Here is a 13,548-nt window from a genome sequence, read left to right as displayed (position 1 = left end):
ATAATACTTATGTTATTGTGTAATAATTTGTATTCGGGTAGTTAGAATCAAAATTATTAATAGATAGTTGATTATTAAAAAGATAGGAAGGTATGTATGGTAATTTTATTCCATTATTTTGATAATATTCTATAATTAACATATGCATTTGATGGCATAAAGGCATACGCAGTTTTATATCTGATATATGTATTCGTATTTCAAAGATAGGTAATCCTTGTTGTAAATCTACTAAATATACTTCTGGAGGCGGGGTGTGTAAGGAAAAAGAAGAATTTTTTGCTATTTGTAATAAAACTTTTACTATTTTTTTCATATCTGTTTCCAAAGGAGCAGGTACGCGTAGTACTACTCGTGTTAATGTATCCGATAGGGACCAATTAATGAATTGTTTTGTAATAAATTCTTTATTTGGAATAATGATTTCTTTATGATTCCAATCAGTAATGATAGTTGCACGAGTGTTAATGCGAGTAATATTACCGGTAAGTTTGTTAATAGTTACGGTGTCACCAATACGAATTGGTTTTTCAAAAAGTATCATTAAACCAGATATGAGATTAGCAAATATTTCTTGTAATCCAAAACCTAACCCAACACCCAATGCTGCTATTAACCATTGTATTTTAGTCCACTCTATGCCTATCAAAGAACATCCTATTATTCCACCAAGGAACATCAATATATACTTAATTAGCGTGGTAATAGCATATCCTGTGCCTGGTGTGAGGTCTAAATGTTGTAAAACGGTAAGTTCTAAAAATGCTGGTAAATTTTTCACTGTTTTTTTGGTAATAACAATTACTAGAACAGCAATAAGAAATGAATTTAATGTTATAGGTTGAATGTTATCTACCCCCTTTATAGTAGAGGTCACATCCCATAATGTAATGTTTTCTAAAAAAGAAAATGAAGAATGTAGTTCAGACCATAATAAAGTCATTAATAATAGGGCAATAATAGTAATAATAGATCGTATCAATTGCAATGATTGTGTGCTAATGGTATCTAAATCTAAAATCTTACTAGTTTTTTCATCATTAGATACCAATTTGTTAGTTTGTAGTAGTTGAGTAGAATTAGATTCATTGTGCATTCTTAGAGTTAATTGTAGAGTTCGTTTTTGTTTGGCGCGTTCAAAAGCAATACGACGCCGTTGGATCGATGTCCACCTACGAATTATATGGTATACGATTAACGATATAATCCAAATGAATAACGATGTTTCCAGTCGTGCTAATAATTCTTGGGCGATAAACAAATAGCCTAACATGCAAGAGATTGCTGCTATTACTGGTGCGCATATTATTATATTCCATAAACCATGATTAATGATATTGTCGGAAGAATCATGTTTGTTTAAATATAAAGGCAATCCAGAACGTTTTAGGTTATTGGTAATAAAAGTTAAATAAATGCATAATAGAATAAAACATAAACGACCTAAAGTATTGGAAAACTCTCTGTCGTTATAATTATTAAATATAGTTAGCATCATTATTAAAAAAACAATTGTTCCAACAGCCCAGGTATAATGATGCGAAAAAACTTGTTGAACTCTTTTTTTAGACCAACCAAAATGAGCAATAAATAATCCTTTTGAGGACGAGAAATAAGCTCCTACTATGGATGCCCATAGTATAAAAGTTGTAACTTTAATTCCGTCATTAATTGCAACAGAAATAGGATACAACCAATCATGATTTAAACTATACCCTACGACTGCCCATAATATCGGGATTGGTAAAGCTATCAACATTGAGTACCATATATTATAGAAAGTGAGTAAGAAAGTATCTTGATTTACTTTTCCTATTTTTTTACTGGATTGCTCTAAAAATACTTGATAATGATGATGTATAGCACAATACAATCCAGCTGATATTATAATACATGATATTATTAGTATCAGTGTTTTTCGAGTAGTAAAGATCCTATTTAACGAAGATATTATTTGGTAATTAAATTCATCTAAAGTTAATAGTTTGTACAAATCTTGATAAACGTTTACAGGATAAGATATAGTAATTGGATGAAAATCAGCAATCCAAAATAAATGGCGATGTGTAGCTTTTTGTACATCTTGTAGCGCTTCTTTAAGCTGTCTATGAGCAGCTTTTAATTTTGTTAATTCTAAGATTTGTGCATCAAAACTATTTAATAATGCAGTGATAAGGTTACGTTGTATGGTGAGTTGCGTCTCCAAAATATGTTTGTGAGGAGTTGTTAGCGGTGTGCCGTCGTCTTGTTTAATTTGCGATGATAGTGGTATTATTTTATTCAATTGATTTTCATATTGTAGACGTTTATTTCTTAGTTGAGCCATATCATGATCTAGTTGTCGAGATTTAGGTGTTTCTGGTAACTTAGAGACTTGAGAACGCAGCGTTTCTTTAAGAACTGAAGATGTATCTACCCATTGTGCTTGTTCAATTAAGTTGTTGAAGGTCTGGCGTACTTGTAATATACATGATGCAACTTCTTGCTTTTTCGACTCGATGTTGTTCATGCGGTGCGTTTGTTGATTTAAAATAATTAATAGGTCACGATTGACTTGTAATTGTTTTTCGATGGATTTTGGTAATGTGTTACTATGTTCTGATAGTGTTTTTTTGGTATAATCAATGGATTGGTTTTTTTCTTTTTGATATAAACAATTTAACTGGTGTCTTAGTATACGTGCTTCATTGTTTATATAATTGTATTTTTTTTTAATCAATTCTATGCGTAGCCGGGATAATTCTTTACGATTATTGATGCTTAGTTCAGAAAGCTTAAGTTCGGCCACTTTTAATTGTCTAGCTGCTTGCTCTGATTGTAATACAGCAAATTTAGCTTGTTCTATTAAAGTATTTGCATTTGTATATAATATTTGTCGTTGTTCTAAATTATCTAATATATTTTTAGCTATAATTTGTTGTTGCGGTAACAATATCAATGATTCATTAATAGAACGTACATGATCATGTTCTCGTTGTAATTGTTCCGACAAATCTGTTAATTGATGATCAATGTGAAATAATTTTTGCTTTAGCTCATTTTCAGAAAGATTTTTATCGATATTAATGATGATATTAGATGTATTATTATACTCTTCATATAATTGAAGAGTTATGTATGAAAAGTCGTTTATGATGTTTTGGTATTCTTGAATTTTAATATTAGAACATTTTCGTTCAAAAATAAAATGCAACGCAGATTGTAAATCATCTATAATGGCTTTTTGATGAGCATTTATATGCTCTTTTTTCTGTGCATATTGTAAATATTTCTTTATTTCTTGTTCATCTGAAAAGTTATAAGAAAATGTTACTGATGGAAGTAACCATGTTATTATGTATGTCAATAAAAAAAAATATTTAAAAAATATAATTTTCTTTTGAATAGTAATCATATAGACACAATATTATTGCATGATTCTGAAAAATATATAATGTAAATTACGTATGATTATTTTTTTGACTATATCCTTGTGCTAAAGGCATTCCAATACGAGCAATATCATACGGTTGTAGTAGATTGTTTAAGATAACTTTTTTGTCCCCGAACAAATTGATAACAGTAGATCCTAATTTAAATAAACCCATTTCATGCCCTTTTTGTAATATTATTGAATCATCGGTATTTGTATTATTTGGTGAGTAACGCCAATGTCTAACAACACCTTCGCGTGGCGGGGTAATTGTGCCTAACCATGTAGTTTCAATACTCCCTACTATTATAGCGCCAATTAAAATTTGAGCCATATAGCCAAAATCTGTTTCAAATAAACAGATGACTCTTTCATTACGAGAAAATATATTAGGCATATTTTTAGTAATTTTTGGATGTACTGAAAATAAATTACCGGGTATATATAGCACTTCACGGAGTGTTCCGGTACAAGGCATGTAGATGCGATGGCAGTTTTGAGGGGGTATATAAATAATAACGAAACTTCCATTAATAAAATAGTCAATGATATTGTCATGACCTGCTAGTAACCCATCCAAATTATAAGGGGCATTTTTTGCCTGAAAGATATTTGTTTGGCTTATTTTCCCTATTTGAGTGATGATCCCATCAGCCGGGATAATTAACGTAGATGGATTGCTATCGATAGGTCGAGCATTCTTATGTAGTTTTCGAGTAAAAAATGCATTAAATGTTGTATAATCGGTTAAATTAGGTTTATCGGATTCTTTCATATCTATTTTATAAATATGAATAAACAGAAGAATAGCATAACGTGTTATCCATCCACCTTTCCATGAGGCTCCAAGTCCTACCAAATAAGTAATCCAGTACTTTGGTAGTAAATATTGCAATAAAATCTGTATTTTTTCTAACATAATGTATACCCAATTTGGATGATTAATTCGTAATTATGAGATAGTGATTAGATTATGTATTTCGCTGTAGTTTCGTTGGAAATTCATATTTCTTTCAAAGACCAGTATAACATATAATATGTTATTAATCGCTCAAAAGTTGTAAAAGTTGTTACAGTTTCACTGTAGAAATATAGTTAATTGTATTATCGATAAACATCGATACAGTTATAGTGATTATTAATTATATGGTTTTTGTTGATTTTTTAGGAATATATGAGGTTATAGATTTTATAAATGTAGTTGTGAGAAATCTTTATAGATCATAAATTTATTTTAAATTTGAGATCGAAAATAATTATTCATACTTGTAGCATTATTCAAATTTATAGCTGAAATTGTTTGTGATTTGTTAGTAATCAATTTTATTATTTCTGAAATATTGTAAAAATGAAATTTGTAAATAATAAATCTGTAATTTTATTTAAATAATGCGATGATTTATTTTTTTTATATTTGATGTGTGTTTACAGAATATGTTAGTATCAATCTGAAATTATGAAATTGTAGACTGATATCTATTAGAGTTATATACAAACAGTATTTGATGTGTTTTATGAATATTTAATATAGAATAAGAATAGTGTGAGTAATATGAATAAAATGATTCGGTACTGTAGTAATTCACTTATTGAAGTAAAGATTTTCGGTATATAGGCATAAGCGGGGTTATATGCGTGATGATAATTTGATATGGATTGATTTAGAGATGACTGGATTAAATCCAGAACGGGATCGTATTTTGGAAGTGGCTACTTTAGTTACCGATAGTAAATTGAATATTTTATCAGAAGGTCCTGTTATACCGATACATCAATCTGAATCTCAGCTATTATTAATGGACGACTGGAACATGCGTGTTCATAGCGCTACTGGTTTGATAGAAAAGGTGAGATGTAGTGCATTGGATGAGATTAGCGCATCTAATTTGACAATAAAATTTTTAATAAATTGGGTCGATTTTAAAAAGTCACCGATATGCGGAAATAGTATAGCTCAGGATCGTCTATTTTTACTCCGATATATGCCAGAATTAGAATCATATTTTAATCATCGTTATTTAGATGTGAGTACGATTAAAGAATTAATGATGCGCTGGAGACCAGATTTGATATCTGGATTACGATTACAGAAAACCCATTGCGCATTAGATGATATTCGCGAATCTGTTTCAGAATTAATGTATTATCGCGAGCATTTTATACAATTATAAAGCGCCATAAAATTCATAATTTAGATATTATTTGAAAGCGCAAGAAAAATCAATTAACTAAATTAGTTAGTTGATGTAGTTTGTAATTGTTGTCAAATATATGATGTAGATTCATTGAATAAGTAGCTATGTTTTTAATTTTTCATTTAAAGTAAGCGGGAATAGCTCAGCTGGGAGAGCACAACCTTGCCAAGGTTGGGGTCGCGAGTTCAAATCTCGTTTCCCGCTCCATTTTAGTATTTAATTTTATATCATTAATTACCATTGTATACTCATTCTAAATACAGTTTAAAATAAGTGTAATATTAATATATTTTAGCGCGGCAATTATATATAAATTAAAAATTGTTTGTCGTTTAAAAATAAATTGAGCATGTATATTTATTGATATGGCAATGAGTTTGACAAATTAATGGATAGCGAATACGACAAAATTATTTTCGCTTTTATAAGTATAAATAGTATACGATTATTTTTTTTGAATACATTTGATTTGAGATTGATTTACTCTTATTTTCTATATCAACTCCTAACATTGATATAAAGAGTAAATTATTTGCTGGGGTAGTTTGTAGTAATACAAATTAATTTTAAGTGCGCATAGATTATTATTTTTTAATTTTAACGAAAAAATTTTCTTTAGCGTAGAGCGATGTGATTAGTGTTGTTTATAATTTTATATTTGTTATATGAGTTTTATATATATATTGTTATGTATCTACAAAAAATTAATTGAATGATGAGTGATTATGTTAATATTTTTTATATTATTTTACTTATAATAATACTTTAGCGTATAAGATCTTAAATTTATATTAATGATGAAGAAATGTGTATTGGTATTATCTGATGAATTAAAAACCCTGTCATTAGGTGCTACTTTGGCTTCTGTTTGTGTTCAAGGTTGTGTGATTTATTTAAATGGTTATATAGGATCAGGAAAATCTGTTTTTTGTAAGGGATTTTTAAATGCATTAGGACATAATGGCCATATACATAGTCCTACTTACACTTTAATTGAATCTTATATTTTGACGCATTGGCGTGTATGTCATTTTGATTTTTATCGGTTAACTTCTTCAGAAGAACTAGAGTACATGGGGATTAGAGATTATTTTGATGGCTACACTGTATGCTTAATAGAGTGGCCAAAACAAGGAATGGGAATTTTACCAAAAGAAGATATTTCAGTAACGATAAATTATCATGATCGTAAAGAATCTAGGAAAGTCATTATAGAATCTTTTAGTAGTTTAGGTAACAAAATGTTAGATACTTTGTTAGCATGTTGGAAGTTAGAAACATGAAGTTAAAATACGAAATAATTTTCGTAATGACAATATTTTCAAAATATTTATGTGTTGACCCAGTTATAGCATCAACTCTTAGTTCAATCTCTGTTACCAATAATACAAATCAAGCTATAGTAACATTAGATAGCGCTGTTGTTCCCATGTATATGGTATTTTCCTTGCATAACCCGGAAAGAATTGTAATAGATCTTTTAAAAACATCTAAAGTTCAAAAAAATATATTTCCAATAAATTTTAATGGCACTAATTTAGTTAAACGTATTCGAACAAATACATCTCTTAATCACCAAAGTATACGTATAGTATTAGATTTAACTTCTCCTTCCAACATAGGAACGGTAGCACAAAAACAAATAAAAGAACATTATCGTATTGTATTAACAATTTTGAAAAAAAAAATGTTTACCGTCTCTGATGTAAATACTCGCAAAATATCCCCCATTATACACCGTAAAATTCATGTTAATTCAGGTCAAGTAATAAATAATCAAGAGAGAATAATAGATACGCAATTTAGAAAAAATCAGAACCACAATAAGACATTATCTCCTATTATTGTAGCTATCGATGCTGGACATGGAGGGCAGGATCCAGGAGCTACAGGTCGCCATGGAATATATGAAAAAAATATTACGATTAACATAGCTAAAAAACTAAAAACATTATTGGATTTAGATCCGAGTTTTAAAGCTGTTATGATTCGTGATGGAGACTATTTTCTATCGGTCATGGAACGCTCTAATTTGGCTCGAAAAAGAGCAGCAAATGTATTAGTGTCTATTCATGCAGATTCTGCTTTAAACACTAATGTTAGAGGGGCATCAGTTTGGGTATTATCTAATCGTCGCGCTAAAAGTGAAATGATACATTGGCTACAACGCAGTGAGAAACACGCAGAGTTATTGGGAGGATTGGGAGATATATTAACCAGCTATCATAGTGATCCGTATTTTAATCATTTAGTTTTAGATTTACAATTTGGTTACGCTCAAAGAGCAGGGTATGATATTGCAGCACATGTTTTACATCAATTAAAAAATATTACTCCTTTACATAAGGATATACCTGAATATTCTAGTTTTGGTATATTACGATCTCCTGATATTCCATCTATTTTAGTAGAAACTGGATTTATTAGCAATGTAAAAGAAGAATTTCTGTTGGTTAATAACGGATATCAAGAAAAAATAGCTAATGCTTTGTACAAAGGCTTATGCTCTTATTTCATGATGTCACAACAAAAATTATTAGATCATTCATGATCTCAAAAAATGTATTTACTGTAAATTAATAAACAAAAAAATCAACAATTATTATATTAAATAAATTATCATACATTCAGTATTTTTAAGAAATATTTATTGATACTTATGCACATACGTATATATATAAGAGTTAACATGTATCTTGAAATAATTGAATTTTTTGATAAATTGTAAAAATGATTTCAGGTAATAATATTTTTGATTTTATGTAAATTAAGGGAGAATTTTATTAAACATCAACCGTTAGTTATATTTTTAATGGGTCCTACGGCTGCCGGGAAAACAAGTTTAGCTATAGCTTTAAAAAAAAGAAAAGAAAAAATAGATATTATCAGTGTTGATTCGGCTTTGATATATCGTGATATGAATATCGGGACAGCTAAGCCTGTTGCTGAAGAATTAAAACTAGCCCCGCATAAATTGATAGATATTCGTGATCCAGTTGAATGTTATTCAGTGGCAGATTTTTATCGTGATGCAGATAATGAAATGGAAAATATTATACAATCTGAACATACACCTTTGTTGGTGGGTGGAACGATGTTATACTTTAAAACTCTGCTAGAGGGGTTGTTTATTTTACCAGCAACTAATCAAAAAATTCGTGATGATCTGGAATATGAAGCAAAAAGAACGGGATGGATAAATATACACGATTTATTAAAACATATTGATCCGATTTCGGCCAACAAAATTCATTTAAATGATCATAAGAGAATAATCCGAGCATTAGAAATTTTTTTTATTTCTGGTAAAACATGGACAGAATTAAAACTAATTAATAGTCAAAAACTGAAATATCGATTTCAACAATTTGCTATTGTTCCATCAAGTCGTGATTTGTTATATAAACGAATTGAGAAACGTTTCCATAGAATGTTAGATATCGGGTTTGAAGATGAAGTTATTAGATTATTTAATCGATCTGATTTGCATACCAAAGCAGTAAAATCATCCATTTCTTGCGTAGGTTATCGTCAAATGTGGGAATATTTATCTGGCGATATTAACTATAATCAGATGATAATTAAAGGAATTTATGCTACTCGGCAACTTGCGAAACGACAATTAACCTGGTTACGTAGATGGCCGAATTTGTGTTGGTTAAATAGTGATAATTTATCTGAGGCGACTGATAGTATATCGAAGATATTAATTAAAAATTCATCTAATATATAAAATTAAAAAATTAAATTTGAAATCATCTGCTTTATTTAGACCGTTTAGAATAATATAAAATTAATTTTTAAGGAAATTGAAAATGCACAAAGTTCAATCATTACAAGATCCATTTTTGAACGTATTACGTCGTGAGCGCGTTCCGGTTTTTATTTATTTGGTAAACGGTATTAAATTGCAAGGAGAAATTGAGTCTTTTGATAAATTTGTGATTTTGTTAAGAAATACAGTGAATCAAATGATTTATAAGCATGCTATATCTACTATTGTCCCTTCCCGTGTTGTTTCATACTATGTTAGTCGTGCTGGCAATCACACTACATTCTGATCGTTTATTTCAGAGACTTTTTAATTTTTTAAGTATAATTATGTACTAAATGTAGTAGTATCGAATACTATTAAGTATGGTATACTATAAAACGTTTGATAACTTCATTATATGTGATTATATGTGTATAACTTATTTGTGGAGTAACTTTTATTGTGTGATTCAGGTTATTTGAATAATCAATCTATTTTAGTTCATACTTTTTTTGCCAAAAAAAACCAAAATGAAAATTTTAATTTACAGGAATTTTTATCTTTGGCATCTACGGCAGGCATGGAGATATTGGATATTCTTACTAGTAATTGTAAGACTTGTAACTCTAAATATTTTATCGGGATCGGAAAAACATTAGAACTTGAGCGAATGATTAGAAATAATTCCGTATCTATTGTGTTGTTCAATTGTATTTTATCTCCTCATCAAGAACGGAATCTTATGTGTTTGTTGAAATGCAAGATAATTGATAGAAATCAACTGATTCTCAATATTTTTGCGCAACGTGCACGTACGTACGAAGGTAAGTTGCAAGTGAAATTAGCTCAACTGAGGCATTTAAATTCTCGTTTAGTACATGAATGGAGTCATCTGGAGCGTCAAAAAGGAGGTATTGGTTTGCGAGGGGGATCAGGAGAGATGCAATTAGAAAGTGATCGCCGTTTATTACGTAAGGAGATGACCCAGATTTTATTGCGTCTAAAAAAAATAGAAAACCAACGGGAACAGGGTAGACGACATCGTGTTAGAATCGGAGTGCCTACTGTTTCTTTAGTAGGATATACAAATGCTGGAAAATCTACTTTATTTAACACAATGACCGCATCACATGCGTATACATCATCGAAACTTTTTGCCACTCTTGATCCTACAAGTAGACGTATTGTATACAAAGGTGCTCATGATATTATATTAACAGATACGGTAGGTTTTATTCAAAATTTACCGCGTGGTTTAATATCTTCTTTTAAGGCGACTTTGCAAGAGACAGTACAAGCAACTCTATTATTACATGTTGTAGACGTTGCTGATGAAAAATTTGAACAAAATATTAACACGGTACATTGTATTTTGAGTAATTTGAGTGTTCATAATGTTCCAAGGATTTTGGTGATGAACAAGATAGATCAATTGAAAGAAATAGCGCCACGTATTGATCGAGATAATCATGGCTGTCCAATACGGGTCTGGATATCAGCTCAAAACAATGTAGGTCTTTCTTTATTGGTGCAAGCTATTAATGAATTGTTGTCAAATTATATGATTTCTTATGAATTAAGAATGCCTATAAGTAACGGTTTATGTGAGAAGTTATATAAGCTACAGGTTGTTAAACAATATTGGGTTGAAGATGATAATTATATTAGGTTAAAAATATATTTATCTTCTGTAAGTTGGGGTCGTTTATTAAAAAATAATAAATTATTGATAAATTATATTGTTTAATATTTTTAAAATAAAAAGGGAATATATATATCGCTCATATAATGTGTGAGGAAAAATATGATTTGTAATCATCTTAATAACTATAAATATATTCATGATCCATGGGGACATCATGATAAGAATGATGTAGATCGTTCTTCTATTGAAGACAAGAATAAATCTGAATTTAATATATTAGATGCAGATAAATATTTAGATAAAATAACTGATAAATTAAATATATTTAACAAACGCAATCAAGATTCTGAAAAATTTCCTAAAAATAAAAATTTTTTTATAATGTTAATGTTAATTATTGTTGTTTTTACGTGGATTATTAGTGGTTTGTACACGATTAAAGAAGCAGAACGCGGGGTAGTTTTAAGATTTGGAAAATATCATCATTTAGTACAACCAGGTTTAAATTGGAAGCCTACTTTTTTTGATGTTGTAATTCCAGTAAATGTAGAATCAGTACGTGAATTAGCAGCTTCTGGTATGATGTTAACTTCAGATGAAAATGTAGTCCGAGTAGAGATGAATGTACAGTACCGCGTCACTGATCCAAAAAACTATTTATTTAACGTTATTGATGCTGACGATAGCTTGCGTCAAGCTACTGATAGCGCTTTGCGCGGGGTTATTGGAAAATATAATATGGATCGTATTTTAACAGAAGGACGCACGGTGGTACGCAGTGATACTCGAAAGGTGTTAGAGAAAACGATATATCCTTATAATATGGGTATTACTTTATTAGATGTAAATTTTCAAACAGCTCGTCCCCCAGAAGAAGTAAAAGCAGCATTTGATGATGCTATTGCTGCCCGAGAAAATGAACAACAATATATTCGTGAAGCTGAAGCTTATGCTAATGAAGTGCAACCACGCGCCAATGGACACGCGCAACGTATTTTAGAGGAAGGGCGTGCATATAAAGCACGCACTATTTTGGAAGCGCAAGGTGAAGTACAAAGATTTACTAAAATTTTGCCAGAATATAAAGCAGCTCCTGAAATTACTCGTGAGCGATTATATATTAATTCTATGGAGCGCGTGTTAAGCAATACTAGAAAAATATTTGTAAATTCAAAAGATACCCAGAATGTACTATTACTATCTTCGGGTCAATTAAAACAGATTAAAGATAACAATGACATTGCATATTCTGATAGTATTGATAATACTGATGATGCTTTGAACTTAAATAAAATATGTGCTACTAGTGATGCTAATATGAATAATGCGCAGTTAATATCAAAGAGTAACCATCTGTCTCGTCATACAAATGTTATACCTGAGGAAAAAGCATTAGATCAAAGACAGGCTAATATACAACGTGTTGATATTGTGCGCAAAGGGAGAGAGTCGTAGATGATACGAAATTTTTTTTCATTTGTTATATGTGTAATAATAGTGTTATTTTTTTCTTTATTTACAATAGAAGAGGGGCATAAGGGTATTATATTGCGTTTTGGCAAAGTATTACGTGATGCAGATAACAATCCATTAATTTATAATCCTGGATTGCATATTAAAATTCCATTTATTGAGACAATAAAAATTTTAGATTCGCGTATTCAGACTATGGACAATCAAGCAGATCGCTTTGTTACTATGGAAAAAAAGGATCTGATTATTGATTCTTATATAAAATGGCGTATTAGTGATTTGAGTCGATATTATTTAGCAACAGGAGGGGGTGATATTTCCCAAGCGGAAGTACTGATAAAACGAAAATTTTCCGATCGCTTACGTTCAGAATTAGGGAGATTGAATGTTCAAGGCATTGTGACAGATTCTCGAAATAAATTAATGACTGATGTACGGGCATCGTTAAATAATGGCACTTCAGGAGAGGAAGTGTCAGAATTTTATTTTAATAACTTTAAAAAGTTGAATTTGCATTTGAAAAATTATGATTCGTCAATGCCAGAACAATATCGTGTTTCTGATTTGGTTAATCCAAATAGTATGGCTGCATTGGGTATTGAGATAGTGGATGTGCGAATCAAGCAAATTAATTTGCCAACAGAAGTGTCTGATGCAATTTATCAACGTATGCGTGCAGAACGCGATGCTGTCGCTAGACGCCATAGATCCCAGGGACGAGAAGAAGCGGAAAAATTACGTGCTACAGCAGATTATGAAGTAACACGTACTCTAGCTGAGGCTAAACGTCAGTCGTTAATCGTTCGGGGTGAAGCTGACGCAGAAACTGCTAAACTATATGCTACTACTTTTAATGAAGATCCGTCATTTTATGCTTTAGTACGTACCTTGCGTGCATATGAAAATAGTTTTAAGAAAAACAATAACGATCTTATGGTGTTAAGCGCAGAAACTGATTTTTTACGTTTTATGAAATCACCAAAAAGTACTATCGGGGTTAATAATTAATTATGTAATTAAGAAGGGTGTTTGCATATTCTTGGATAGTTATTATTCGTTATGTTTGATA

9 protein-coding genes, 1 tRNA gene and 1 pseudogene are annotated in these 13,548 nt (G+C 30.3%); 9 read left to right on the top strand and 2 right to left on the bottom strand.

Annotated features, from left to right (window positions below; genetic code table 11):
• Nucleotides 1-7: 7 nt before the first annotated feature.
• Together mscM and asd are read right to left on the bottom strand one after the other, a co-directional pair.
• Nucleotides 8-3,394 (bottom strand): miniconductance mechanosensitive channel MscM, encoded by a 3,387-nt coding sequence (mscM, locus tag M9407_RS02335; protein ID WP_250236885.1) that lies wholly within the window; start codon nt 3,392-3,394, stop codon nt 8-10.
• Between the two features lie 46 nt (nt 3,395-3,440).
• Complete coding sequence (gene asd / locus M9407_RS02330) at nt 3,441-4,331, bottom strand: archaetidylserine decarboxylase (RefSeq protein WP_250236884.1); 891 nt, start codon at nt 4,329-4,331, stop codon at nt 3,441-3,443.
• A gap of 712 nt (nt 4,332-5,043) precedes the next feature.
• On the opposite strand from asd, the gene orn reads away from it, so the two are divergent.
• The 9 genes and pseudogenes from orn (at nt 5,044) to hflC (ending at nt 13,487) form a co-directional block, all read left to right on the top strand.
• Nucleotides 5,044-5,583: an oligoribonuclease gene (gene orn, locus M9407_RS02325; RefSeq protein WP_250236883.1), complete on the top strand. Its 540-nt coding sequence runs from the start codon at nt 5,044-5,046 to the stop codon at nt 5,581-5,583.
• A 155-nt stretch (nt 5,584-5,738) separates the two neighbouring features.
• Nucleotides 5,739-5,814: transfer RNA gene (locus M9407_RS02320), tRNA-Gly, on the top strand.
• Nucleotides 5,815-6,401: 587 nt separating this feature from the next.
• Nucleotides 6,402-6,890, top strand: coding sequence for a tRNA (adenosine(37)-N6)-threonylcarbamoyltransferase complex ATPase subunit type 1 TsaE (gene tsaE, locus M9407_RS02315; protein WP_250236882.1), 489 nt, complete (start codon nt 6,402-6,404; stop codon nt 6,888-6,890).
• On the top strand, nt 6,887-8,158 hold the full coding sequence (locus M9407_RS02310; protein ID WP_250236881.1) for an N-acetylmuramoyl-L-alanine amidase: 1,272 nt from the start codon (nt 6,887-6,889) through the stop codon (nt 8,156-8,158). The genes tsaE and M9407_RS02310 overlap by 4 nt, the downstream gene beginning before the upstream one ends.
• Before the next feature lie 261 nt (nt 8,159-8,419).
• Nucleotides 8,420-9,340: a tRNA (adenosine(37)-N6)-dimethylallyltransferase MiaA gene (gene miaA, locus M9407_RS02305; protein ID WP_250236880.1), complete on the top strand. Its 921-nt coding sequence runs from the start codon at nt 8,420-8,422 to the stop codon at nt 9,338-9,340.
• An 82-nt stretch (nt 9,341-9,422) separates the two neighbouring features.
• A pseudogene (hfq, locus tag M9407_RS02300) lies at nt 9,423-9,662 on the top strand (RNA chaperone Hfq); the annotation flags it as partial.
• Between the two features lie 159 nt (nt 9,663-9,821).
• Entirely contained in the window at nt 9,822-11,108 is a 1,287-nt protein-coding gene (gene hflX, locus M9407_RS02295) for a ribosome rescue GTPase HflX (RefSeq protein WP_250236879.1), read from the top strand.
• A gap of 57 nt (nt 11,109-11,165) precedes the next feature.
• On the top strand, nt 11,166-12,461 hold the full coding sequence (gene hflK / locus M9407_RS02290) for an FtsH protease activity modulator HflK (protein ID WP_250236878.1): 1,296 nt from the start codon (nt 11,166-11,168) through the stop codon (nt 12,459-12,461).
• Nucleotides 12,462-13,487, top strand: a complete 1,026-nt coding sequence (gene hflC / locus M9407_RS02285) for a protease modulator HflC (protein ID WP_250236877.1) — start codon at nt 12,462-12,464, stop codon at nt 13,485-13,487. It begins immediately after the preceding gene.
• The last annotated feature ends 61 nt before the right edge of the window (nt 13,488-13,548 follow it).

The sequence above is a fragment of the Blochmannia endosymbiont of Camponotus sp. genome, from assembly GCF_023586365.1.
Taxonomy (GTDB): domain Bacteria; phylum Pseudomonadota; class Gammaproteobacteria; order Enterobacterales; family Enterobacteriaceae; genus Blochmanniella.
Note: the sequence above shows the minus strand (reverse complement) of the source record. Positions and strands in the feature narration are given on the sequence as shown.